Below are 25,635 nucleotides of genomic sequence, written 5' to 3' on the forward strand. Positions count from 1 at the left end.
GTGAGATCCTCGATTGCAACAGTGTTAGATTTCATCTTCGGTTTCAGGCTCCCTGCAGTCCTGACCAAGCCCAATCATCCCAGCTTTATTTCGAACAAAAATAACTAATGTGTACATCGTTCACGTTTGCTTGACTTGTTTCAGGCTAAAGGATAAAAGACCTTCATTTGGGCAGGACAGGAGGGCTGTGGATCGATGACTGAAAAGAAAACCGCTTTTATGGTAGACTCGGGCTGTGAACCGACGATCTCCTTTATGAAAAAGTACAACCTTGAATTTGTCGGTATCAATATTCTTCTTGATGGCCAACCCTACGTGGACGGTGAGCAGCTTTTGCAGGAACAGTTTTATGCCCGGGTGCATGGCGTGAAGGAATTCGCCACCAGGCCACCTTCCCAGTCGGACATGATCAAGAAGTACCTGGCGCTGAAGGCCAAGGGCTACGAGCGCGTTATCGATATTCACATGTCATCGAAGCTTTCCCAGGTGTTTGACAACAGCAAGGCTGCCAAAGGCTTTGTGCCGGGGTTGGAAATCCATGTCATCGATACCCGGTCCGTTTCCGCCGGTGGCTATTTCGTTGCCGAAAAAATTATCGGCATGATCAACCAGGGCCGGTCCATTGATGACGTCAACGCGGCGCTTCCGGAAATCTGTCAATCCGTGCAGGTGCTGCTTTCCGCTTCAACACTCAAGTACTTTGTAAAAAATGGAAGGATCGGCCGGGCCAAGGGACTGGTGGGCAGCATGCTGCGGCTGAAGCCCGTACTCATCATCGATGATGGTCTGGTGACCCCCTTTTCAACGGAGAAAGGCATGGACAAGGCGATCCAACGCATGGCGGATGCCTCGCTGGAGTTTCTTTCCTCCCGACCCCACAATGTCAAGATATTCAAAGCCTATGGATCGGATAACAACAAACCCTATATGGATCAGGCTTTCGACCGGCTCATGTCCCAGTTGCCCATGATTTCGATTAGCGACTATCAGGTCATCAGCGGCAGGGGATGGCCCACAGTAACCTGTCACAGCGGGCCGGAGGTGTTTGCCCTTTCGGTCTACGGTGAGCGCCGCCCCATCTGAACAACTCCGGGCGCTGGTGATACGGCGGCCCCGTATCCTCATCGATCCCGCAGGTCGTTGACATTTCTTCATCCTTGCCGCCGCTATGGCCGGGCTTTCCCTGTGGGCAATGCTGGCCGGCGTTGCCGATCCCATTCCTGCACACCGCGTTGTTCTTGACATGCAGGACCCCTTGACATAAACCAGACTTTTCACCCGATGACGGCAGGATTCCGTTCCCACGGCGGCGGCGATGGGCAACCCAGAACGATACCAGCGTATTTTTGACAGCGGGCAGCCGCTTTTACGACATGTCCTGTGGCTGGTTCTTGCCGGGGCATGGTTTCTGGGAGCGGGCCCGGTGCCGGATTGCCTTGCCGGGAAGGGGGATAAGCAGGTGGTGCATCTCTATTTTTCCGATGCCACCCGTCCCTTCCTGATTGCAGAGGAACGTGTGGTGGTCAACCCCGGCGATCCCCGGGCCTTTGGCCGGCAGCTGATCCTGGAACTGATCAACGGTTCTGCCCGCGGCCATTTGGCAGCCATACCCGGCGGGACGAAATTGAGGTCCTTTTTTTTACTTGAGGATGGTACGGCGGTGGTGGATTTTACTGCTCACCTGCGGGAAAATCACCCGGGGAGTTGCCGGCGGGAGCAATTGACCTTATTTTCGATAGCCAATTCCCTGATCCTTAACGTTACGGAGATTGAGCGGGTGAAAATCCTGATTGACGGAGCGGAAGCACAAACACTCGCAGGCCATTTGCCACTTGAATTCCCTTTAACCGCAGACATGCTGCTGACACGATGAAAAAAAACGACAAACTGAACAATATTCGCAATATTGGCATCATCGCCCACATCGATGCCGGCAAGACCACGGTTACCGAGCGGGTGCTCTACTATACGGGCCGGTCCCACAAAATCGGTGAGGTCCACGACGGCGAAGCGGTGATGGATTGGATGGTCGATGAACAGGAACGGGGCATTACCATCACTTCGGCGGTGACGACCTGCCAGTGGAACGGCAGGGATATCCAGGTCATCGATACGCCGGGCCATGTGGACTTTACCATTGAGGTGGAGCGCTCCCTGCGCGTGCTGGATGGCGCCGTGGGCGTTTTTTGTGCCGTGGGCGGCGTCGAGCCCCAGTCGGAGACGGTCTGGCGTCAGGCCGACCGCTATCGGGTGCCCAAGATCGCCTTTATCAACAAGCTGGACCGCATCGGCGCCGATTTTTTTGGTACCGTTCAAATGATGCGGGACCGGCTCAAGGCCAATCCCATGATCCTTCAGATCCCCATGGGCGCCGAAGACAGCTTCTCCGGAGTGGTCGACCTGATCCGGATGCAGCAGATCCGGTGGGATGACGACACCCTCGGGGCCAGCTACAATGCCGGTGATATCGATGCGGAGTTCCTGGAAGATGCGGAGGTATACCGCGAACAATTGCTGGAGACCCTGGCCGAGGTGGACGACGGCATTATGGAGGCTTACCTGAGCGAAGCACCCATCGACACGGAGGCGATCCTGGCTGCCGTCAGGAAGGCGACGGTCACCCTGGAACTGGTGCCGGTGCTGTGCGGCAGTGCCCTGAAAAACAAAGGGATACAGCCCCTTTTGGATGCCATTGTCCAGTTCCTGCCCAGCCCCGCCGAGGTGCCGGCCATCAAGGGCGTTCATCCTGAAACCGGAGAAAGCATCCTGTGCCTTCCAGATGAAAAAACACCCCTGGCGGCGCTGATCTTCAAGGTCTCCATGATGGAAGGGCGCAAGTTGTCTTATGTGCGGGTCTACAGCGGCAAACTCACAGCCGGCACCGACGTCTTCAATCCCAGCAGAAATAAAAAAGAGAAGCTGTCACGCATCCTCAAAATGCATGCCAACAAACGGGAGCGGGTGGACACCGTGGGACCGGGCGCCATCGTGGGGATCGTGGGACTCAAAGACTCCTCAACCGGTGAGACCTTGTGCAACCAGGACCATCCGGTGCTGCTGGAGAAAATGGATTTCTATGAACCGGTGATTTCCGTGGCCGTGGAGCCCAAAACCCACAGCGACCAGGAAAAACTCCAGCAGGTGCTGGACAAGTTCATGGCCGAAGATCCCACGTTGCGGGTCCGGGAAGACGAAGACACCGGCCAGACGATTCTTTCCGGAATGGGAGAACTGCACCTGGAAATTATCACCAGCCGGATGCAGCGGGAGTTCAACACCCAGGTCAACGTCGGCAAACCCCAGGTCGTATACCGGGAAACCATCGAATCCGCAGCTGTCGGAACCGCTGTATTTGACAAGGAGGTAGCCGGGAACCGGCATTACGGTGAAGTCACCCTTCGCCTGGAGCCGCTCTCCCGCGGTGAAGGCAACCGCTTCGCGTCCAGCCTGAAGGACGAGGACCTGCCCCCGACGCTGGTGAAGGCGGTGGAAAAAGGGGTCATGGAATCTCTGGAAAGCGGCATTCTCATGGGCTATCCGGTGGTGGATGTAAAGGCCGTGCTGACCGGAGCCGACGCCCGGGAATCCAACGGGACGGAACTGGCCTTTACCGTCGCCGCGTCCATGGCCGTCAGGGAGGCGTTGTCCACCGGCGCGTCCTTTCTGCTGGACCCCATCATGGATGTCGAGGTCATTGTACCCGAAGATTTCATGGGAGATGTGATCGGGGACCTGAATGCCCGGGGCGGCAAGATCGAATCCATCGAGCCCAAGTTGGGCGTCCAGACCATCAAGGCCACGGTTCCCCTGGCCAGGATGTTCGGTTATTCCACCAGCCTGCGGTCCGCGACCCAGGGCCGCGGGACCTTTTCCATGCAGTTCTCCCGGTTCGACCGCAGCTAATCGTCTCCGATAAAATACAGGACCCGTCAACTTACCGAACAGGATGATTAAAAAGCCGTCCCGTAAGGCGGGACGGCTTTTTCGACAGGGCCATGGGGAACGGACGACTACTTGTCGCCGAAGATTTTCACCGGCCGGGTCGTGTCTCCTGTGGCGTTCGGGAAATCCTCAGCCACATAGGCTTTCCGGCCGGTTTCAATCAGGTGGTTGGCCTCTTCCATGTAGTTGGCAAAGCGTAATTTGCATTCGTAGAAGCCGTGCCACCAGGCGTAGTCCGGCGCCATCATCATGGCGCCCATGCGGGCCCGGCGCCCCTCGTGGTGCCACAGCTCGTAGTACTCAACTTCGAGGCGTTCGTCGAAGAATCTGGTTTTGTCCAGCAGGCCTTTTTCGTAAAGCTCGTCCAGTTTGGCCTTGGCCGGTTTGAAATAAATGTCGTTGTATTCGTTCACGGCTTTGTCGAAGCCGTTGTAAAAGTCGTTGGTCCAGGCGTTGCTGTGGCAGGCGCTGCAGATATTTTTCATTTTCTGCCGCTCGTCCTGCCAGTCCGTTCCGGAGGGAAAGGGTTTGAAATCCTGAGGCCGTACCGTCAGGGGGGCCTGGGTTTCCCAGGACAGGCGCTGGGTCACGTCGTGGCTGGTGGGTTCCTTGCCGGACCCGGACATATGGCAGGCCGCGCATGTAGGGGCGCGATAGTCCACACCGGGCGTCCAGGTGCCCCCTGCGGCGTCGAAATTATACTCGTCCTGATAGGCATGGTAGATGGTGCCGTGTTTGGACTCTTCGTATATCTCGATCTGGGGGTGATCCGGTCCCAGATGGCACTGGTCGCAGGCCTCGGGTTTGCGGGCCTCACCGACGGAAAAGCGGTGGCGCGTGTGACAGGAGGTGCAGGCCCCCTTGCTGCCGTCCAGGTTGAGCCGGCCCACGCCGGCGTTGGGCCAGGTGTCCGGATCGATCCTGCCCTTATCGTCCATTGCGATTACCGTGCCGTGGCAGTTGTAGCAGCCGGTTTTGCGTTCGTTGTCCGAATTCATGCCTTTGTTCAGCCAGGGGTCCAGTTTCCACATGATCTCGATGGTATTGGCATGCTTGGATTTACTGTACTGGGTCGCCTCGTCCGGATGGCAGCGGGAACAATCCTTGGGGGTGACGATGGACGCGATGGGCATTTTGTACTTGGCCTCGCCCCAGGGCAGGTCGGACCGGCCGTAGTACTTCTCATGATCCTGGGCGATATCCTGGTCGCCGGGCTGGATAAGATGGCAGTCCAGGCAGGTGATGTTGGCGTTGGCATGGCGGCTTCTGGCCCAGTCGGTAAACACACCAGGGGTCGTTACGCGGTGGCATTCGATGCACGCCTGTGCCGCAGGGGGGACGCTGCGTTCGATGCGGTACTCCTTGACCTTGGCATAGTTGGGCTGGGCCAGGGCCGGTGCACCGATCAGGCCCACGGCCAGCAATCCGATGATAAAAGAAAGAAATCTTTGCCTCATGGCTCGCGCTCCTTTCGGTTGTCGAAATCCAGCGTAATGTAAAAACGATCTTGAAGGTGGGGTTACAGCTGCCTCAGCCCCTTGGCCTGATAGGGCGCCTCGCGGGTCTGCCGAAACATGACCAGGCCCCTTTCAGAATGAACCAGGTCATAATGGCAGTCGACGCATTTTTTCTCGTACCCCGGGCGGGCATACACGACCGACCGGTGAGCCAGCATGGCGCCACGCCGGGTTGGCATGTGCAGCAGATTGCGATGGCATTTCTGACATTGATCGTTGTCGAAGGCGGCATAGGCGGATTCGCGGGCTTTTTCCTGATCATACGCACCAGCCAGGAAATGGATCACCACGTCTTTGATGCCATGGTAGCTTTTGGCAAAGAAAAAGTCGAAGGTGTCCTGAGGTGCGGGCAGGTGGCAATCCATGCAGTCAACGACAACACCCGCGGCGTTGTTGGTGTGGGTGGACGACCGCCAGGCCACCACCGCCGGCTTGATTTCGTGGCATGACGCGCAGAATTCCGGCGTGGATGTCCTTACCATTGTGTAGTAGGTCATGCTGAACAGGGGAAAGGCGATCACTATTCCCACGCCAATCAGAACGGCTGCGATCGTCCATTTTTTCATAGCATCATCCTTGGTGTGCGTCGCCCGCCTGTCCAGTATTCGACAGACCGGAATCCGGATACAAGTCCGTCTTGACCGCTTCAGGCCGCCGCCGGATTGCTCAAAAGATGCAGGTTAAGTAGAAGAAGTGTAATATAGAGGAAAACTTATACAAAGATAATATGAAACATTCGCGGGTGTCAACGTCTGAATTGAGAAGGGTCGCCGCCCTCAGAAATACCATCAGGCCCGCGAGCCGGACCCGAAAGGCATTCTTTTTGGGCAGTCGGGACCGCGCAGAGGCGGAAAGCTGCTTTTGGGTTGACAACGCTATCGTCAATGTCCCTATGATGGCCTTGGCATGAAATAGCCGTCGTGGTAGCAAAGCGGGTTAGAGGAACCCATAGATTCTGGATTTCTTTCACCGGATCGGAACCGGCCGCTGCCGGTTATCTGCAGGGAAAAAATCGATGATAAAAAAGAAAGTATGCATGCTGGGGGCATTCGCTGCCGGAAAAACCAGTCTGGTGCAGCGCTACGTACACAGTCTTTTTTCGGAAAAATACCTTACGACGGTGGGGGTCAAGATCGACCAGAAACCCGTTTCCGTCAAAGGAACCGCCATCGACCTGATCCTTTGGGATATTTATGGCGAAGACGAGTTCCAGGCGGTGCGCCCCTCCTATCTGCGGGGGGCCTCGGGGTGCCTGCTGGTGGTGGACGGTACCCGGAAATATACCCTCGACACGGCCCATTCCCTCCTGAAGCGGGTTCGGGAGACGGTAGGAGAGATACCGGTCATCTTCACCATTAATAAATCCGACCTGAAAGACTCATGGGAGATAGAACCGTCCCAACTGGAATCGCTGGAGCGTCAGAGCGCCGTGGTCATCCAGACCAGCGCCAAGGACGGTTCCGGCGTCGAATCGGCTTTCACCACCCTGGCGGAGATGATGCTGGAGGACTAGACCGTGGACTATCCTCCCTCCGTAACGACCTATCTGATCGATCGTGTCGCACGAAAGCACCGGCTGGCATTTTTTCTTCTCGATGACCGCGGTCGCATCATCCAATGGGGCGGTGCCCTGGACCACTTCCGGATTCAGGTTCCCCGACAAGGAACACGCATCGGTGACCTTTTGGCCCTGGCCGAGGGAATGTTTCCCCTGGACGGTGGTGAGATGATTCTGGAATGCGTCGAATTGCCTGCCGGCCTGATGGTGGACGCCCATTTTTTCGAAGTGGACGGTCACCCATGGCTCCTGCTTCTGGATGCCGGTGAGAAAGCCAGGCAACGGCGCCTGCTGCAGCAGAAAGCCAACGAGCTGACGTTGCTGCGGGATACCCACGCCCGTATCCTGGACCAGCATCTGGGAAAGGGCATGGCCGAACGGCTTTTGAATATCGACCTCCAAAAAGGCGGCGAACGCCGTGTTCTTTGCGTTCTTTTTGCCGATATCCGGGGGTTTACCACCTATTGTGAACACCGGCCGCCGGCACAGGTGTTCGATATGCTCAATGCCTACCTGACGGCCATGATCCGGCCGGTGCTCGACGGCGGCGGGATTGTCGACAAGATCATCGGCGACGCCGTGATGGCGGTGTTCGGGATTCTGCCGTCCCGGCTGCCCGCCGTCAGCCTGGCGGTCGACGTGGCCCGGGACATCCTGAACGCTTCAGAGGCCGTGTCGGATGACCGGCATGAGGCGCTGGGGGTGGGGGTCGGGATTGCCGCAGGTCCTGTCGTACTCGGTGTGCTGGGCAGCAAGGACCGAAGAACGCTGAGTGTCACCGGGCATACCGTCAACCTGGCGGCACGTCTGGAAAGTTGTGCCTTGCCCGGAGAAATCCTGATGGACGAACGGACATTTAACCTCTGGGAAGGGGACCGGGACGGCTTTGCCGCCAGGGTGCTGGACCTGAAAGGCATCGACAGTCCCATTACCGCATACGGATGGATGACACATCATGGCTGTTGACTGTAGCCCGGATCTTTTCGAGGCCCTGGAGATGGTGGCCCTGGTTCACCGGCAAGATGGCCGCTTCGTTCTGTCGGGGGGCATCCCCCGGTGGTTCCGCAAGCTTTGCCCCGACATTCTGACCGGCAGCCTGCCGTCCCCGCCGGAAAAGCAGTTTCCCTTTCTGGCGAACTTTCTGGTGGACGCCCGCGAATTCTGGGAGAGTGGGAGAAGTGGCCGAATCCGCTCGGGGGTCTGGATCCAGGCGGCGCCCGATGGCGATGAAATGGCTCTCGAAGCCAGTGCCATGCGGCTCAAAGCGTCAAACATTCTGCTCATCGAATCCTGTGAATACCAATATTCGGAAAAGCAGTCCCTGATCCAGACCGGCCGCCTGCTGGCGCTGGATCTTCACCAGCACCAGCGAAAGGAACGCTTTGCCAGGAACATTCGGGAGGCGCTCGAGGTTCAGGTCCGGCAACGTGCCCAGTTGCTGCTTCAAACCAATACCCGGCTCAAGGCGGAAATCGCAGAGCGGGAAAGCGCCGAACATTCCATGCGAGAGAGTGAACGCCGGTTTCGAACGCTTTTCGACAATCTGTTTGATGCGCAGCTGCTCATGGAAGCCGATGGTTCTATCCGGGATGTCAACCGCGCGGCCTGCCGCCTGTTGTCCTGTTCGCGGGAGCAGCTTTGCGGGCGCGCCGTCGCCGATTTGTTCGCCGAGCATGAGAGCGGCAAAATCCTGGGCGTTTTTTCCGATGCCGCCAGAGACGGCATCGCCTATTTTAATGAATCCGTCCTGCGCGGCGACAATCAGTCCTTTATTCCGGTCGAGGGGGGCGGCGTCGGCCTGGAAATGGACGGACGCCGCCATGTGATCTTCAGCCTTCGGGACATCTCCTATCGAAAACAACTTCAATCCCAGCTTCAGCAGGCCCAGAAAATGGAGGCCATGGGCAGCCTGGCGAGCGGTATCTCCCATGACTTCAACAATATCCTTTCGGCCATCATCGGGTACACCGAAATTGTACGCATGGATTTAAGCGAGGGCTCCCTGGCGGTGAGAAATTTAGACCAGGTGCTTGCCGCGGGCAACCGTGCAAAAAAACTCGTTCAGCAGATCCTGGCCTTCAGCCGTCAGGCCGACAACGTCAGCAAGCCCGTTAAAATCAGTGCCGTTGTCTCCGAGGCCCTCAAACTCATCCGGGCCACCCTGCCCGCCAGCATCCATATTCAACAGCGGCTGGAGAGCCAGTCTTATGTTCGCTGTGACCCCACACAGATTCATCAGATCTGCATCAACCTGTGCACCAATGCCGGCCACGCCATGGAGGAGGACGGCGGCGTGCTGGAGGTGCGCCTGACGGAGGCCACGCTCGACGAAAAGTTTGTTTCGGGCCATCCGGGGATGTCACCCGGCCCCCATCTCCAGCTGTCGGTGGCCGACACCGGAAAAGGCATCGCCAAACCGTTGCTGTGCAAGATCTTCGATCCCTTTTTCACCACCAAGGGGTTCGGCAAGGGGACCGGAATGGGATTGTCGGTGGTTCACGGCATCGCGGCCGCCATCGGAGGCGGTGTGACCGTGGAGAGCCAGCCAGGGCAAGGCTGCTGTTTTCACGTCTTCCTGCCGGCACTGACCGAAACGGTTGCCGAATCGCCGCTGGCCGAGCCGGTGATGAAAACCGGGATTGAACGTATCCTGTTCGTGGATGATGAACAGTTTCAGGTGGATCTGGCCACCCAGGCGTTGGGCCGGCTGGGATACCGGGTTGCCGCCAGGACCAGCAGCCTTGAGGCACTGACCCTTTTCAATCAGGATCCGGACGCTTTTGACCTGGTGATTACCGACCTGACCATGCCGCAGCTGGCCGGTAAAGTGCTGGCGGAAAAGATTCATGCGATACGGCCTGACATCCCCATCATTCTGAGTTCGGGGTTCAGTACGGCCATCAGCGATGACGACGCCCGGAGCATGGGGTTTTCCGCCTACCTGAAAAAACCGCTGGTGATGGGAGAGTTGGCGATCGCCGTGCGGAACGTACTGGATGGCGAAAAGGCAGGGTAGACGCCGCGAATAAGGGGGGGCGATCCGACCTCGCCGTCCCATCGGGAAAAACGGTTTTCTCACCCGGCGTCCGGCCGCTTTTTCTTTTCGGGGTCCAATGCCTCGAGTTGACGCTCCACCATTCGTTTCTGGGTGTCGTCGACGGCGAGTTTACGTGCCCGGTTGAGGTGAAACCCGGCATTTTTCGGGTCTCCTTTCTGCCGGTAAAAGCGGCCCAGGTAATAGTGGGCACCGAACAGGTCCCCCAGCCGGCCGCTGCAGTCTCCCAGAAAATAGTAGGCCTGGGTATAGTCTTCGTCGTCGCGCACCAGATTCTCGAAGGTCTCCCGGGCTTCCGCAATGCGTCCCAGTTCCATCTGGGTCCGTCCCAAATAGAGCCGGCCTTCGGGGCTTTGTTCGGATCCGCCCGCGGAGAGGGCCTCCATGGCTTTTTCATACTGGCCGTTCTGGAAATAGATTCTTCCCAGGTCCTCGAGCATGTGGGTGGCCATGGCGTTGCCTTCGATGGCGCGTTTCATGTGCTTGGCCGCTTCTTGCCAATGCCCTGCCCGGGTCAGCGCCAGTGCATATCCATAATGGGCGAGCGGTTTGTCCGGTGACCGCTCAAGATCCTTTTCGAAGTGGTTCAAGGCGGTCTTTTCGTCGGTGTAAAGGGCCACCAGACGGGTGTGTGCCAGGTCGAATCCGCCGACCTCCCCACGCTTGGGGGCGGTTTTGGGCCGATTCTGGTGCAGCCAGTTATCGATATAGCTCATGCGCGCTTCGGACGCCGGATGGGTGGTCATGTAAGTGGGTATCTGCTCGGATCCATACCACTGCTTGCTGCGAATTTTTTTCAGCGATGTCAGCAGCCCATCCCCGGTGTAACCGGCCTGGGTCAGGTATCCCAGCCCCAGCTGGTCCGCCTGCATTTCATTTTCACGGCTGTAAGCCAGGGCGGCTGTCTTTCCGGCGGCCACCGATCCCACGGTCAGGGCACTGGCCGCTTCAGCCGCGCCACCTGCACCGAGCAGCACACCGGCCACCATGCCGGCCAGCGTGGCCATGCCGATTTTCTTTGAACTTTCGATGCGATCGGAAATGTGACGACAGACCACGTGGGCAATTTCATGGCCGATGATACCGGCCAGTTCCTCTTCGGATTCCAGGGCGGCGAACAGTCCGCTGTTGAAAAAGATGTGGCCCGCCGGGGTGGCGAAGGCATTGTAGACATCCTCCCTGAGCACATGAAACTGATATTCGAAGGGCTGCGGCGGGACGACAGACAGAATCCGCTGGCCGACCCGGTTGACATAGTCGACGATAATCGGATCCTTGATCAGCGGGAACTGGGACCGGACCACCGTCATAAATTCTTTGGACATTTCCCGTTCTTCCTGAATGGTGATGCAGTTGCCTTCGGGAACCATGACCACGAGAGTGGAAGCGAGAACTGCGACCACGGTGAAGATGGAAAAAATTTTAATTTTTATCAGCATGTTAATGGCTTTTTTAAATTGATGGAACAGGCGTTTCCCGTTCCGTTTAAAACCTAGCATGGCACATTCTAATCCACTTTTCAAACAGCATGTTTTGTGTTAAAGCTGAGCGCCATGGCACAGATCATATGCATAGCCAACCAAAAGGGGGGCGTGGGAAAGACCACAACGGCAGTCAACCTGTCCGCGGCGCTGGCGGTTTCCGAAAAACGGACCTTGCTGGTGGATTGCGACCCCCAGGCCAATGCCACCACGGGTGTCGGGCTGGACAAGTCCGTCCTGGCCCAAACCCTGTACCACGGGTTGATCGGTGAAGCCGGCGCCGGCGCCGTTATCGTGGACAGTCAGATCGAATGCCTCAAGGTGATGCCCTCCCGCGTGGAGCTGATCGGGTTCGATGTGGAAATGATGGACCGGCCCCACCGGGAGCATGCGCTGCGGCGCCTCCTGACCACGGTGTCGGACGATTTCGATTACATCGTCATCGACTGCCCGCCATCCCTGAGCCTGCTTACCGTCAACGCCATGACGGCCGCCGATGCCCTGCTGATTCCACTTCAGTGCGAGTTTTACGCCCTGGAGGGGCTCAGCCAACTGGTGCAGACATTTCAACGGATCAAGGGCGGGCTGAACCCGGCGCTTAAAATCGCCGGTATCCTGCTGACCATGTTTGATCGCCGCACCAATCTCAGCCACCAGGTGGCCGAGGACGCGGAAAGCCATTTCAAGGACCTGGTGTTCAAGACGACGATTCCCCGCAACGTTCGTCTTGGCGAGGCACCCAGTTTCGGACAGCCCATATTGCTATACGATGCCATGTCTCCCGGTGCTGTAAGCTACTTTTCCCTGGCCAAGGAGATCATGGCCACCAATCATGCCGGCCACGCCTGACAGGCTTACCGGTAGCGCCGATTTACCGGGACCGTTTTCATTGGTCTGGTGCGGCCAACCACCATCCAGGACACCGCATGCCAGTTAAGAAAAAACCAAGCAGCGCCGACTCCGGCGCCAAAAAGAAACGGAAAATGGCCCTGGGCAGGGGGCTCGATGCCCTTATTCCGGATCTGGGTGCTGTTGAAGGAATGACCGGCGCACCGTCACCGCCCCGAAAAGATTATTTTTTGTGTGAAATCGACATGATCCGGCCGAACCACTACCAGCCGCGACGTCATTTTTCACCGGATGAACTGGATGCACTGGCCGATTCCATTCGCAGTCAGGGCATCATCCAGCCCCTGCTGGTGCGCGTTGACGATGTGGGCTACGAGCTGGTCGCCGGTGAACGGCGCCTGCGGGCGGCGTCCCTGGCCGGCCTGGACCGGGTGCCGGTGGTGGTCAAGGATATCTCCGACGCCAAGATGCTGGAAATCTCCATTGTGGAGAACATCCAGCGGGAAAATCTCAACCCCATGGAGGAGGCTGAGGCCTACCATCGGCTGATCACCGAATTCGACCTGACTCAGGACCAGGCCGCCGAGCGGGTGGGAAAGAGCCGCAGTGCGGTGGCTAACTTTCTGCGGTTGCGCCAGCTTCCCGAACCGATCAAGGAGAGTATCATGGCGGGCGCCTTGAGCATGGGCCACGCCCGGGCCATGCTGGGGGCCGACACGCCGGCCAAGCAGGAGGCCGCCTGGCGCGAGGTGATGGCCAGAAAACTGTCCGTGCGTGAAACCGAAGCGTTGATCAAACGGATCAATGCGGAAAAAAAACCGGTCCCCATCCCGGAACTGACTCCCGAGCAGCGCTATTTCAACGATATTTCCGAAGACCTGTCCCGTCATTACGGCACCCGGGTGCGGATCCAGCGCAAGGGCAAAAAAGGGCGGGTGGAAATCGATTTTTTCAGCGACGAGGATCTTGACCGGTTGCTGGGGATGCTGAGAACCTAAAACCGGGTCCCGTCTTCAATTCTTCAGTCTCTGCAGCTCCCAGGAAAACGACTGTAGCATGTGCCGCAGCCGCCAGGCGTATCATGGCCATACACATCATCATCGACGGCTACAACCTGATTCGGCGGTCCCCCGAACTGGCCGGTCTGGACCGGCAGGATCTGCAGCTGGGCCGGGAGGCCCTGGTTGATCTGCTGGCGGCCTACAAAAAACTCAAACCGCACAAAATCACCGTGGTCTTCGATGGCAGCGCCGAACCCACCCTGTACGGGTCCCGTGATCGGGCCAAGGGCATTGCCATCCGCTATTCACACGGAGGCGAAAGTGCCGATGACGTGATTCGGCGAATGGCCAATCGGGAAAAGGCAAAGGCCCTGGTGGTCAGCAGCGACCGGGAAGTCATGAGCGCTGCCGAAGCGGCCGGTGCCACGGTGATGGATTCGGCGGCCTTCGAGGACAAGATTGCCATGGCCCGATACCTGGCGGTAAAAGGTGACGGGGAAGCGATCGAATCTTCCGGGTGGGTGCCGACCACGCGAAAAAAAGGACCCAGCCGGCGGCTGCCCAAGCGAAAACGGAGGGCGCGGGCGCGGGTGGAAAAACTATAGGTGGCCGTTCACGGTCACAGCTGTCGGTTTACGGTTGGGTGACTTGTTTTATTTGGAAAAACTGTGAACTGTGAACCGGTAACCGCGAACAGATACAGGAAGGGTTATGGCTCAACCGGTTGCACGAAAAACGATATGCGTGATCGATGGCCAGGGCGGCGGCATCGGCAGCACCATCATCAAGAAAATCAAGGAGTTGTTCGGCGAGTCCGTGGAAATCGTCGCCCTGGGGACCAATGCCATCGCCACCGCCCAGATGCTCAAGTCCAGGGCCAACCGGGGGGCCTCGGGAGAAAATGCCATCGTGCAGACCGTCCCCCGGGCGGATGTGGTGGTCGGCACCCTGGGTATCATGCTGGCCCATGCCATGATGGGGGAGGTCACGCCCAGAATGGCTGAAGCCGTCTGCGGTTGCGGGGCCGTAAAGCTGATCCTGCCCATTTCCCAGGAAAATGTCGATGTGATCGGTGTGTCCCGGGATCCGCTGCCCCACCTGGTGGACACCCTGGTGATCGATCATTTGACACCGCTCATCCGAGCCCATCCCTGAAGAACATCCCGGGGCCCATATCCGCATTCCCGAAACGGTGAACCCCGTGAGGTCGCCGCGCAATGTCGTCGGCGGTATCAAGCGCCCGCGGCCTTGAGCTGAATCCCGATCCACTTTTTTAGGATGGACACGCCAAACGTTAAGCGGCGCTCTTTTCCCAAGGGGCGCCGATGGAAAGGAGGACAACCATGTGTGAAGCCAATGCCTACCTGCTGTCCGATGGCGGGGAAACGTTGATTATGGAGTCGGTGGATGACGTTATCCCGGAGGGGGACGGCTTGAAGCTGGTCAATATTTTCGGCGAACAGAAATTTGTGCGGGCCGCCATCCATTCCCTCTCCCTGGTGGACCACAAGGTCTTCCTCAAGGATTTAGAACGCTGACCATGACATCGGACCGCCCATAGGATGAAGATCGAAATCGCCAAAACCGCCGGATTCTGCATGGGGGTCAGACGGGCCGTGGAGATGGCCCTGGATGCCCCGGCTAAACACGCCGACCCCATCTACACATACGGCCCCTTGATCCATAACCCCCAGGTGCTGGCCCTGTTTGCGGAAAAGGGAATCACTGTCCTCGAGGAGATTCCCGAGCAGGGCAGCGGCACCGTGCTTGTCCGCGCCCACGGGGTCCCGCCCCGGGACAAGCAGCAGCTCAAGGACGCGGGCTTCCGGGTGGTGGATGCCACCTGTCCGCGCGTTATCCGGGTGCAGACCATTATCCGGGTCCATGCCCGCAAGGGGTTTGCCACCATCATCGTCGGCGACCGGGATCACCCCGAGGTGGTGGGGCTGGTGGGGTATGCCGGGGCCGAAGGATTCGTGGTCAGTTCCATGGCTGAACTTGAAGATCTGCCGGTATTCGATCAGGCCATCATCGTGGCCCAGACCACGCAGAATATGCAATTCTACGAACAGGTCAAGGCCTGGGCCGCCCGACGCTTTCCCCACTACAAGACGTTTGACACCATCTGCGATTCAACCGAGAAGCGCCAGGACGAAGTCAAGCAGCTGTCCGACCGCGTGGATGCCATCGTTGTCGTGGGGGGGCGGCAGAGCGGCAACACCCAGCGACTGGCCGAAATTGCCGCCGAGAGCGGCAAGCCGGCATACCACGTGGAAACCGAATCCGAGCTGGAGGCCTGCTGCCTGGATCCGGATCGCATCGGCCGGGTGGGCATCACCGCCGGCGCATCCACGCCCAACTGGATCATCAAACGGGTCTACCGGGAACTGGAGCGGCTGCCGGCCAGAAAACAGGCCGGCGTCGTCAGGTTGTTTTACCGGCTGATCCAAACCTTGCTGCTGACCAATGTCTATGTGGCCATCGGGGCCGGATGCCTTTGCTTTGCCTGCACCCGGCTGCTGGGGATCGCCCCGGCCGGTGCGCCGGTGGCCGTGGCCATGCTTTACGTGTTGTCCATGCATCTGCTCAATCATCTGACCGGTATGGCCGAAGACCAGTACAACGATCCGGAACGGGCCCGGTTTTACGAGCGCTACCGTTTCCTGCTGTCGCTCCTGGCCATTGCCGCCGGTGGCCTGGGCATCATTTCCGCGTCGGCCATGGGGCGCGCGGCGTTTGCGATCCTGCTGGTGATGAGCCTGCTGGGCCTTTCTTACAACCTCTACCTGATACCCGTCCGCCCGGGGATGAAATTTCGGCGGATCAAGGATATCCCCGGCTCCAAGACCATCCTGATCGCCGCCGCCTGGGGGGTGGCGGCGGCCCTTCTGCCCGGTATCACCAGCAAAGGGTCCCTGACCCTCTCCGTATTGATGGTGTTCGCCTGGGCCACCATCCTGGTGTTTGCCCGCACGGCGTTTTTCGACCTGCTGGACGTGCAGGGGGACCGCATCATGGGCAAGGAGACCCTGCCCATCCTGCTGGGCGACCGCAAAACATTCGTTCTGTTGAAGGGGATCCTGGCCGGGTGCATGGTCCTGTCCGCCGCCCTCGCGGCGGTCGGCCTGGTTTCCGGACTCGGCTTCCTGCTGACCCTATGCCCCGCAGCCATGCTGGCACTGATCGGGGCTTACGAAAAGGGACACATGCTGCCCGGCATGCGCCTGGAGTTTCTGGTGGAGAGCCTCTTTCTGCTCTCCGGAGTCCTGACGCTGTTGTGGATGCTCGTGGCGGCGTCCTGACTGGTTCACGGATCGAGGTCCGTTTTTGACTGTCACGTGAAGGCATGGGATCGGAATGACTACGGCCAACCCCGAAATGCAGCTTGCCGGTGAATTTGTCCGCGACACCGGCTGTCACATTTTCCTCACCGGCAAAGCCGGAACCGGCAAAACGACCTTTTTGCGCAGTCTCAAGAAAAACGGCCCCAAGCGCCTGGTGGTCACCGCGCCCACCGGAGTGGCCGCCATCAACGCCGGCGGGGTCACCCTGCATTCGTTTTTCCAGCTTCCCTTCGGCCCGTTTGTGCCGGGCAGTGATGCCGGCCGTTCCCAGTATCGATTCAGCAATGACAAGATCGGTATCATCAGGAGCCTCGATCTGCTGGTCATCGACGAAATCAGTATGGTGCGGGCCGACCTGCTGGACGGGGTGGACAGTGTCCTGCGCCGTCTGCGACGTAGCGAGCAGCCCTTCGGGGGGGTGCAGCTGCTGATGATCGGCGACCTGTTCCAGCTGCCGCCGGTGGTCAGGGAAGAGGACTGGCGGCTGCTCGACCGATACTACGCATCACCTTATTTTTTCAGCAGCAGCGCCCTGGCGCGGACCGACATGGTGACCATCGAACTGCAGCATGTTTATCGCCAGGCGGACCGCCGTTTCATCGATCTGCTCAACCGGGTGCGCAGCAACCGGCTGGACCCCGCGGTGCTCCGGGACCTCAATGCCCGCTATCAGGCGGATGCTGTACCTGACGATCGGGACGGGACCATCACGCTCAGCACCCACAACCGCAGCGCCGACAGGATCAACGACGCAAGGCTGAAAGCGCTGCCGAAAAGGGTTCACCGGTTCGACGCCGCGGTCGAAGGAGACTTTCCCGACGCCATGTTTCCAACTGCCGCCACCCTACAGCTGAAGCAGGGCGCCCAGGTGATGTTCGTGCGCAACGACCTGTCGGCCGAACGACGCTATTTCAACGGCAAGATCGGCACGATCGTTCACATCAGCGCAAGCGACATCCGCATCCAGTGTCCCGGGGACCCTCAGGAGATAACGGTTGAACCGGCAACCTGGGAGAATATCGAATACACCCTGGACAAGAAAACACTCGAAATCGAAGAGAACACCATCGGCACCTTCAGGCAGTATCCCCTCCGGCTGGCCTGGGCCATCACCATCCACAAGAGCCAGGGGCTCACCTTCGACAAGGCCATCATCGACGCCCGGGCCGCTTTTGCCTATGGCCAGGTCTATGTGGCCCTCAGCCGCTGCCGGACCCTCGAGGGGATGGTCCTTTCCAGGCCGCTTTCGCCAACGGCGATCAGGACCGACCCGGCGGTGCTTCGCTTCAGCCAACAGGCGACCCGCAACCGTCCTTCCGCGGAACAGCTCCGGGCGGCCAGGATCGGCTATCAGCAGCAGTTGATCCTGGAATGTTTCGATTTCCAGCGTCTGCGAACCCTGCTGCATCGCATGGCCGGACTGGTGCTGGGCAATCCCGGGGTGGTCCAGGTATACGGCCTGGACGATATCCGCGGGCTGCAGGAGAAAACCGATGAGGAGATCTGCACCGTCGGAGACAAATTCCGGCGGCAGCTGCAGGGGCTTTTTCCGGCGTCCGCACTGCCGGCGGCCGATGCTGCCGTGGCCGGGCGGATCGCCAAGGCGTCGGCCTATTTTGAAGAAAGGCTGACTTCCGGCCCCGCCCGATGCATCCCCGGTCTGCAGGTGGATGCGGACAACCAGGCACTCAAGAAGAAGCTTACCTTTGCCCTCAACCGGCTGCGGGAAGAGATCGATGTCAAGCTGGCTGCCGTGCAGTCCTGCGCACAGGGATTTTCGCCATCACGCTACTTCAGGGCCCTCTCGGCGGCCGCCATGGTTTCCGGCAAGAAGCCAAAGCCGGTCGCCGCGCCAACCTACACGGAAGCCGACGTCGACCATCCGGAACTGTTCCAGACCCTGAAAGACTGGCGCAGCCGACAGGCGGAAGCGGAAGGCATCGCCCCTTACCGGGTCATGCACCGCAAGACCCTGATCCAGATTGCCGTCCACCTGCCCGACACCCTGCCGGACCTGGAAGCAGTCAAGGGGATCGGCCGACGGCTGGCGGAAAGATACGGGGAAGAACTGGTCGCCATGGTCGGAAGCTACCGCAGGGCGCACCACATCGAGGCCGAGGCCCTCCCGCCGCCCGTGCCGCTACCCAAAAAGAAAAAGGCACCGCGGATCGACACCCGGCAGGCCAGCCTCGAGTTGTTCAAGAAGGGGTTGAGCCTGGACCAGATTGCCGAGCAGCGGGGGCTGGTGCGCGCCACCATCGAAGGCCACATGGCCCATTGGGTGGAGACGGGCACGGTCCGGATCGACCTGTTGATTCCTGCCGAAAAGCGAAAGGCCATCGACGAGCAGCTGACGCGCATGCCGGGCAAACCCTTCGGCGCAATCAGGCAGGTCCTGGGTGGGGACGTTTCCTACGCTGACATTAAACTGGTCCAGGCCTGGCGCAAACATCTCAGTGCATCCGCCGAGGATCCGCCGTAACCTTTTTCAGCCGGATGTGGATCCGGTGCCTATTTGTTGTGGCCTGTACAACTTCCTTTTGCCGCATCGCGGATGTCATTCTGGTGTTTGGCAATAGAGATGATGGTGGCCAGTCCGGCACTGACCTCATCGGAAACACCCTGGTTTTTCAATTTTTCCGCTTCTTCGCAAATTGCACGAAATGCATGGGATATTTTATCGGTACTCAGCATGGGGCCTGCTCCTTATGTTTATATTAGCGGTGCGCTGTCGGTTTTTGGATTCGACATTCCTGCAATCAGAAAAATAATGCAAGGTGCCGGCATGTCAAAAGCGGCTTGCATCACCTGCTGCGAATTCGGACGGGGCCCGAAAGCGGTCCTCCTTCGGATCGCGCCGCCGCCCGGCCGGGCGCACCGGGTAAGGCCTTCGCGTGGCCCAATTGCCGGCGGCGAAGAAATCATGGTCCCAGATTCTGTCTGCATGCCTGTGCTGCGGGGTGGCGGCCGGGTTGCTTTACAGAAACTGCGTAACCTTGTCGCAGCTGACAACGACAATCATTTTCCGCTGGCCGGGAGAATCGCTCATCTGCCCCCCCACCGCAATGCTGAAACATTCCCCGGCGGCGGTAATGAGCCCATAGCAGTTGAATGCCTGCCCGGCCTGTTGTATGGCGTCGATATTCGCGAACTCATGGGGCTTGAAGGCGATGACATGGGTTGACGCCTGCCTGATCGCTTCCCACTCCGTTTTGCAGTCCTGGCCTTTGCCGGTGGACACGTGGCAGACGCGTCGACTGCCGTTTTGGGTGTAGGCGGCCATGATGCAGCCGGTAAAATTGTAGCTGATGACGTCCTTGCCCTGTGACGCCACGCAGTTGATTCCGTTCGCCGCGAACGGCAAGTAGATACCCGCCCCCCCCGGCAGTTCGACCGAGCCTCTGGACATCTCTTTACCGGTTCCCTGCGTCCCGGCCTCATGGGTGGGCAGCCAGTTGGCGGTCATGCCTTTTTGCAGCTTCTTTTCCAGCATTGCATTTCTCCTTGGCGCTATGGGTAGGTGAATCGAGGATTCATTTTAGCATACATCTCATTCAGGACTTGCAGCCTTTGCCGGGGACGTCTTACGCGCAAGTGCGCAAGACCTGCCATGGCCGTCACGTTTGATAAACCCGGCATAAAACGACGTTGGGTCGCCACCCCATGAAGGGGCCAGAAGCAGTCATCGCCCTGATCCCCAGGCTTCCTGCACCTGACGGCGCCGATCAGGGCGCTTTCCCTTTGTCCGGCGGTCGCTTGAAGACCAGTGGCCGCCGCTTATTTGGCCGCGATCTTCACGACTTCAATGGTGGTTCCGTACATATGAATGCCCATGGCATCCTTTTTTAACCGTGCCGTAACGCTTACTTTCAGGCCATCCTTCCTGAATGATTCGGAAAGATTGGCGGGGTAATAGTTTCTGCCATCGTCGCCATCGATTGCATAGAAGCCGCCCTCCATATCCTTGCGCACAATGGTTCCCTGTATCTCAAACGGATCGGAACCGGGACAGCCAGGACTCTCGGATAGGGATGGCCCATTGGGCCCGGCTTCACCCCTGGCGACGGCTTTTCCCAAACCTGACGTGCCGTTGCAGCCGGCAAGCGCCGCACCACAAAGGAGAATCAATACGGCAGCCATGGCTGGTTTCATACTCAGCTCCTTTATCGTGTTAAGTTCACTGTCTTAATAGTGCCCGTCCATAAATGGTTATTTTGCCCGGTCTCTGCATTGTGCGAAAAATTTTATCCTCGGAATATCAACGATATGCCTCCGGTAAAGATTTTCGCACGCCTTGATCTCGACCCAAATCCCTCATTTCTGGACAGGCACTAAATAGAAGCAACCTTCTCTCAAATCCGAATTTCCTGCAGTATTGGGGACGCCCGACCAGACAGCAGCCTTTGGCGTCCATCTTTTTCAATCGTGACAGGACTTCGCGTATCAGGGCGTTGCCAATTCCCCTTTTGCTGGTATTCCGGCAGCACTGAGACGGGGCCGGGCCCATACCGGTCCGGGCCGCCGTCCGAGATGGTCACCGGGGAGAAAACAATATGCCCGACCACCCGGTCATCGATTTTTGCGACCAGCGACAGGGTCAGCGCGTTCGCGGCACGCAGTGCCTCGATGATGTATTGCTCGTGTGGTTGCTGATCTCCAGCGGGCTGAACGCCGCGACGGTCACATCGGTTATGGTGCCGAGGTCGGCATCCGTCTCGTTTCTGGCTGTGATTGCAGGGCCCATGGCGGTTCCGTTCCTTTTCCTGGTCCGTCGTCCAGTACGGCGACTACCCGGGAGAAGGACTGTTAAGCCCGCTATGGCGCAGCAAGGCATCCGTGCGCGGCGCGCGCCCGCGGAAATCATGAAAGACTTTCATGGGGTCACGACCGCCGCCACAGGCGAGGACCGTATCACGGTATCGGCGCCCCAGCGCGGCAATGGCGGCCTCATCGTCCAGCCCGGTTTCTTCGAAGGCGGCAAAGGCGTCGGCGCTGAGCACTTCCGCCCATTTGTAGCTGTAGTATCCCGCGGCATAGCCACCGGCGAAAATATGGCTGAACGAACAGAGAAACCGCGATTCGGGCAGCGGCGGCAACGGGTTCAGGTCCCGGGCGATCTGTTGGTGCACATCGAAAACGGTGGCCTTCCCCTCGGGATCGAACGCGGTATGGAGCCTCATATCGGTCATGCCGAATTCCAGTTGCCGCATGAACATCGAACCGGCACGGAAGGTGCGGGCGGCGCTGATTTTATCGAACAACGCATCCGGCAGTGTTTCGCCCGTCTCGACGTGCTTGGTCATGCCCACCAGGGTGGGTTTGTGGTAGCACCAGTTCTCCATGAACTGGCTGGCGACCTCCACCGCGTCCCACTCGATACCACTGGTGCCGGCCGCGTCGCTGTAGTCGACGGTTGTGAGCATCCCCTGCAGCCCGTGACCGAATTCGTGGAAGAGGGTCGTCACCTCACTGAAACGCATCAGCGAAGGACGACCCTCCGCCGGCGGCGTGCCGTTGCAGCACAGATGCACCACCGGATGCCGCAATTCCCCATCGATGGTGCAGCGGCTCAGACAACCGTCCATCCACGCACCGCCGCGCTTTTCCTCCGGGCGGGAGTACGGGTCGAGGTAAAACCAGGCAAGGGTTTCATCGCTGCCGTTTTTGACACGATAAAAGCGTACGTCTTCGTGCCAGACGGGCGCCAGTCCGTCGGCCTGTTCGAAGGTGACCCCGAACAGCCGGGTACACAATGAAAACAGGCCGTCAATTACGCGGGGCAAGGGGAAGTAAGGGCGCAGTTGATCGTCGGTAAACCGGAAGCGCTGCTCCCGCAACCGTTCGGCCCAAAACGGCACATCCCAGTGGGCCAGGGGCTCGGTCTGCCCCGATGCCCGGGCCAGTTGACGCAAGTCCTCCAGCTCTGTCCGGGACGGCTGCCGGGCGGCCTGCACCAGTTCTGAGAACATTTTTTCGACGGCGGCGACATCCGGTGCCATTTTCGAATCCAGGCTGAGATCGGCGTAGTTTGCATAACCGAGCAGTCGGGCTTTTTCTTTGCGCAGCGCGAGGATGCGGTCGATCAAACCGGAATTGTCCAGGTCGCCGGTGGACGCACGCAGGATATGGGCGCGGTAAACCAGCTCGCGGTGGTTTCGGTTGCGATGGTGCTCCATAAAGGGGAGGTAGCTGGGATAATCGAGGGTGATGCGCCAGGGACCGTCGTCGGGTGTGGCCTTTGGGTCCTCCCGGTTCACCCCATTCCACGATTGCGCGGCAATCTGTTTCAGGGGTTCCGGCCAGCCTGCGGTCTCCCCGGCATCCGTTATGATGAATGCAAAGGCCTTGGTGGCATCGAGCACATGGTTGGAAAAGTCCGTGTGCAATTGTGAGAGTTCCCGGGCTATGGCATTGAACCGCTCCCTGGCCGCACCGCGCAGACCGACGCCGGCGTGTTTGGCGGCCCGGATCTTTTGCTCGACAATCCGCTGCTGGGCTTCATCCAGCTCCCCCCAGGCATCGCCGTCACGAATGGCCAGCAGTCCCTTGTAAATGGCAGGGCTCTGGTTGAGCCGCAGGCCGAATTGCACGACGTCGGCCAGCACTTGCTCGTGCGCCTGACGCAGTTCGTCGGAATTTTTAACGCCCATCAGGTGCGAAACCACACCCCAGCTGTATTCAAAAGGAATATTCAGCTGTTCCAGTGGACCGAGCAATCCGGCCCAGGTGGGCACCAGGCTTTTTTCCAGCCCGTCGACCCGCTCGTTGGCACGATCCAGAACCTGTCGAACGGCCGGCACCACGTGTTCCGGCTCGACACGGTCAAAAGGCGGAAACCCGGTTTCAACCAGCAGGGGGTTGTCGGTCTGACTCCTTTTTTCCTGATCCACGACGATTTCCTTCCTGATGTAACGGGCCGAGGTGAATATTCCAGGCGCACACTGTTCGGCACCCGGTGACTTTCATGGTTCGGTTGCGCTGCTGCTTCATGTCAGATTCAGTCATGAACGGCAGCCGGTATGTCACGCCCTGGTTCGAGTGCCTGAAATCCTCTCGTGGTTGCCTTCCCCTTTGCATAATCCTGGTGCCATCCCGAAGAGACCGGCATTTTTTCATAAAGCGTTTTTCTTTCAGCCTCAAGAACGCGGCGCGGCACTCCCATGAAATCAGCCGCACAGAGAACCCTTCGGCCGGATTCTGATGAAATCCCGTCCAGCCATCGCAGTCCCTCACGGCTTCGCATCAGGTGATGGTCCAGTATCAATATGTCCACGGAATCAGCCAGGCGCAACGCATTTTTCCAGGCCCGGTTGCGCAACTCCGAATTCAGGTGCTCGAGATAAAGCGGCGGACCGCCAGCCAGAAGTATATCCGGCTGCCACCCGAGAACAAGGTCGACGGTGTCGTCATCCAGAAGCTGAATGTCCGAGGTATGCACAAACACAGTCTCATCCGCGATCCGGGTCATCATTACCGTTTCGTTGCGCTCTGTTTGGTTTCCATGGGGTACGGGTACGGAGAAAACCAGTGGTCCGGCGCCCCGGTTTCCCTCCTGCCATCGGGCGGCCAGGCGTTCCTTGAGGGTTATAAATCGGACCCGTTCCCTGGCGGATAGAAATTCGGCTGATTTGGTCCAGATCCGAACCCCGGGGTTCAACCCGGCCACCCTGGCCGCGTCCAGTTGATAGGGGTTTGCATCCGCCAGAGGGACATGGTCGCCATGAAAATGGCTGAAGACAATGTCCGTGGCAAGTCCCCAGGCCGCTATGATCTTTTCTCTGATCGCCTCGCCCGTTGCCACCTGAATCGGGTGCGGCGCCAGGCCCTTACGAAAAAAGCCCAGAGCGATCCCGGGATCGATGAGAATTTTTTGTTCGGCGGCAGCAACGAAACAACAAAGTCCCCGGACACCAAGTGATTCAGCGCCGATAATCTCTATCTTCATGTAAAATAAGCCTTTTTGGCCTTATTGTCGTAATGGTCAAAGACGGGTTCATTCGTTCTGCATTGCCCGTGTAAGGGGCCGGCCTGATATCCTGCCTGCTGGTTCCATACTCATTCTTCTTTTAATGCAATTTTTCTATATTGCTCAATCAGGCCCTCCTGTTTCATCGCTTTCAGCACTGAAGCGAGTTTCGGCACAAGGGCGGAATGTTTTTTATGCAGATAGGCATACATCGCGGTTTCCTGCATGAGACCGGCCTGATAGACGGCAGATGTGTCGAAGTCGGCCCGATCCAATCGCTTCACCGTGTTGGTGATATTATGTTCCAGATCGACAAATACGTCAGTGCGCCCAAGGATGAGTTTTTTCAGCCCTTGTTCCGTTTTTGCTATCTGAGACAGATTTCCCGGGTTGACCACTGACTTCAATTCAGCTTCGGATCTTGATGCCCCTAAACGGTATTCGACTCTATAGCTCGTATTTTTCAGGCTGTTCCACCCTTGCAGCACGATCCCCGGCTTGACCGTGTAGGCTCCATATCTTACCGAAGCGGGCGATTCGTCCACCCGGATCAGATTCTGATGGGCCGCCTGATACTCCCCCGGCCTTTGAATCTCACCGTCTACTTCTCCGGCATCGACCATCATTGTCAGGCGTGCCAATGGATAGATATCGTATTGCAATTCATAGCCGAGTCTGCGGAAGGCTTCGGTGTAGATCAGGACTAACCATTTCATCTGAGGCACTTCTTGGGTGTCCTGCGAACCGGCCAAAACGATTTTCTGGGCAGCATGGCATGGACTTTCAAACCCGATCCCCACCTGAAGACAGAGACCCATCAGTATGCATTTAACTATTGTTTCCATTGCAATTACATGCATTTGCAAACACCCCATTGTGCGCAAAGGGTTAATTTTTCGTCGAACCCGAATCATTTCACAAC

At 58.5% G+C, this 25,635-nt stretch carries 22 protein-coding genes; 13 read left to right on the top strand and 9 right to left on the bottom strand.

Annotated features, from left to right (window positions below; all coding sequences use genetic code 11):
• Positions 1-195: 195 nt before the first annotated feature.
• The 3 genes from DSCA_RS25515 to fusA all read left to right on the top strand — a co-directional run bounded on the left by DSCA_RS25515 (position 196) and on the right by fusA (position 3,903).
• Positions 196-1,083 carry a DegV family protein gene (locus DSCA_RS25515; RefSeq protein WP_155319132.1) on the top strand — a complete coding sequence of 296 codons (888 nt, stop codon included), beginning with the start codon at positions 196-198 and terminating at the stop codon, positions 1,081-1,083.
• Between the two features lie 232 nt (positions 1,084-1,315).
• A complete protein-coding gene (locus DSCA_RS25520; RefSeq protein ID WP_155319133.1) occupies positions 1,316-1,873 on the top strand; it encodes a GerMN domain-containing protein in 558 nt (185 codons plus the stop codon).
• Positions 1,870-3,903 (top strand): elongation factor G, encoded by a 2,034-nt coding sequence (fusA, locus tag DSCA_RS25525; RefSeq protein ID WP_155319134.1) that lies wholly within the window; start codon positions 1,870-1,872, stop codon positions 3,901-3,903. Before DSCA_RS25520 ends, fusA begins: the two co-directional genes overlap by 4 nt.
• 107 nt (positions 3,904-4,010) lie before the next feature.
• On the opposite strand, the gene DSCA_RS25530 is transcribed toward fusA, so the two are convergent.
• Together DSCA_RS25530 and DSCA_RS25535 are read right to left on the bottom strand one after the other, a co-directional pair.
• Positions 4,011-5,399 carry a multiheme c-type cytochrome gene (locus DSCA_RS25530; RefSeq protein WP_155319135.1) on the bottom strand — a complete coding sequence of 463 codons (1,389 nt, stop codon included), beginning with the start codon at positions 5,397-5,399 and terminating at the stop codon, positions 4,011-4,013.
• Between the two features lie 62 nt (positions 5,400-5,461).
• Complete coding sequence (locus DSCA_RS25535) at positions 5,462-6,025, bottom strand: cytochrome c3 family protein (protein WP_155319136.1); 564 nt, start codon at positions 6,023-6,025, stop codon at positions 5,462-5,464.
• 449 nt (positions 6,026-6,474) lie between these two features.
• Here DSCA_RS25535 and DSCA_RS25540 point away from each other — a divergent pair, with 449 nt between their 5' ends.
• The 3 genes from DSCA_RS25540 to DSCA_RS25550 are packed head-to-tail and all read left to right on the top strand — an operon-like array spanning position 6,475 to position 10,033.
• The gene (locus DSCA_RS25540; RefSeq protein WP_155319137.1) at positions 6,475-6,972 is read left to right on the top strand and encodes a Rab family GTPase; all 498 of its coding nucleotides are present in this window, start codon (positions 6,475-6,477) and stop codon (positions 6,970-6,972) included.
• Between the two features lie 3 nt (positions 6,973-6,975).
• A complete protein-coding gene (locus DSCA_RS25545; protein ID WP_155319138.1) occupies positions 6,976-7,983 on the top strand; it encodes an adenylate/guanylate cyclase domain-containing protein in 1,008 nt (335 codons plus the stop codon).
• Complete coding sequence (locus DSCA_RS25550; RefSeq protein WP_155319139.1) at positions 7,973-10,033, top strand: hybrid sensor histidine kinase/response regulator; 2,061 nt, start codon at positions 7,973-7,975, stop codon at positions 10,031-10,033. Before DSCA_RS25545 ends, DSCA_RS25550 begins: the two co-directional genes overlap by 11 nt.
• A gap of 59 nt (positions 10,034-10,092) precedes the next feature.
• Here DSCA_RS25550 and DSCA_RS25555 read toward each other — a convergent pair whose 3' ends face one another.
• On the bottom strand, positions 10,093-11,571 hold the full coding sequence (locus DSCA_RS25555) for a M48 family metallopeptidase (protein WP_155319140.1): 1,479 nt from the start codon (positions 11,569-11,571) through the stop codon (positions 10,093-10,095).
• 54 nt (positions 11,572-11,625) lie between these two features.
• On the opposite strand from DSCA_RS25555, the gene DSCA_RS25560 reads away from it, so the two are divergent.
• The 7 genes from DSCA_RS25560 (at position 11,626) to DSCA_RS25590 (ending at position 19,229) form a co-directional block, all read left to right on the top strand.
• Entirely contained in the window at positions 11,626-12,402 is a 777-nt protein-coding gene (locus DSCA_RS25560; RefSeq protein WP_155319141.1) for a ParA family protein, read from the top strand.
• A 77-nt stretch (positions 12,403-12,479) separates the two neighbouring features.
• Positions 12,480-13,400: a ParB/RepB/Spo0J family partition protein gene (locus tag DSCA_RS25565; protein WP_155319142.1), complete on the top strand. Its 921-nt coding sequence runs from the start codon at positions 12,480-12,482 to the stop codon at positions 13,398-13,400.
• Between the two features lie 83 nt (positions 13,401-13,483).
• A complete protein-coding gene (locus DSCA_RS25570) occupies positions 13,484-14,008 on the top strand; it encodes an NYN domain-containing protein (RefSeq protein ID WP_155319143.1) in 525 nt (174 codons plus the stop codon).
• A 106-nt stretch (positions 14,009-14,114) separates the two neighbouring features.
• Positions 14,115-14,558: a DUF3842 family protein gene (locus DSCA_RS25575; RefSeq protein ID WP_155319144.1), complete on the top strand. Its 444-nt coding sequence runs from the start codon at positions 14,115-14,117 to the stop codon at positions 14,556-14,558.
• A gap of 188 nt (positions 14,559-14,746) precedes the next feature.
• Positions 14,747-14,941 carry a CooT family nickel-binding protein gene (locus DSCA_RS25580; RefSeq protein ID WP_155319145.1) on the top strand — a complete coding sequence of 65 codons (195 nt, stop codon included), beginning with the start codon at positions 14,747-14,749 and terminating at the stop codon, positions 14,939-14,941.
• A 24-nt stretch (positions 14,942-14,965) separates the two neighbouring features.
• Entirely contained in the window at positions 14,966-16,705 is a 1,740-nt protein-coding gene (gene ispH / locus DSCA_RS25585; protein ID WP_155319146.1) for a 4-hydroxy-3-methylbut-2-enyl diphosphate reductase, read from the top strand.
• Between the two features lie 55 nt (positions 16,706-16,760).
• Positions 16,761-19,229 carry a helix-turn-helix domain-containing protein gene (locus DSCA_RS25590; RefSeq protein WP_155319147.1) on the top strand — a complete coding sequence of 823 codons (2,469 nt, stop codon included), beginning with the start codon at positions 16,761-16,763 and terminating at the stop codon, positions 19,227-19,229.
• A 29-nt stretch (positions 19,230-19,258) separates the two neighbouring features.
• Here the strand turns inward: DSCA_RS25590 and DSCA_RS25595 are convergent, their stop codons facing one another.
• From DSCA_RS25595 to DSCA_RS25620, 6 genes are all read right to left on the bottom strand, one after another.
• On the bottom strand, positions 19,259-19,441 hold the full coding sequence (locus DSCA_RS25595; protein ID WP_155319148.1) for a hypothetical protein: 183 nt from the start codon (positions 19,439-19,441) through the stop codon (positions 19,259-19,261).
• A gap of 283 nt (positions 19,442-19,724) precedes the next feature.
• A complete protein-coding gene (locus DSCA_RS25600; RefSeq protein WP_155319149.1) occupies positions 19,725-20,240 on the bottom strand; it encodes a hypothetical protein in 516 nt (171 codons plus the stop codon).
• Positions 20,241-20,524: 284 nt separating this feature from the next.
• Entirely contained in the window at positions 20,525-20,899 is a 375-nt protein-coding gene (locus DSCA_RS25605; protein ID WP_155319150.1) for a hypothetical protein, read from the bottom strand.
• Positions 20,900-21,534: 635 nt separating this feature from the next.
• The gene (locus tag DSCA_RS25610; RefSeq protein ID WP_155319151.1) at positions 21,535-23,637 is read right to left on the bottom strand and encodes a M3 family metallopeptidase; all 2,103 of its coding nucleotides are present in this window, start codon (positions 23,635-23,637) and stop codon (positions 21,535-21,537) included.
• Positions 23,638-23,744: 107 nt separating this feature from the next.
• Positions 23,745-24,692, bottom strand: a complete 948-nt coding sequence (locus DSCA_RS25615; protein ID WP_174783998.1) for an MBL fold metallo-hydrolase — start codon at positions 24,690-24,692, stop codon at positions 23,745-23,747.
• A 110-nt stretch (positions 24,693-24,802) separates the two neighbouring features.
• Positions 24,803-25,573, bottom strand: coding sequence for a hypothetical protein (locus DSCA_RS25620; protein WP_155319152.1), 771 nt, complete (start codon positions 25,571-25,573; stop codon positions 24,803-24,805).
• Positions 25,574-25,635: the final 62 nt, after the last annotated feature.

The organism is Desulfosarcina alkanivorans (assembly GCF_009688945.1).
GTDB classification, from domain to species: Bacteria; Desulfobacterota; Desulfobacteria; order Desulfobacterales; family Desulfosarcinaceae; genus Desulfosarcina; species Desulfosarcina alkanivorans.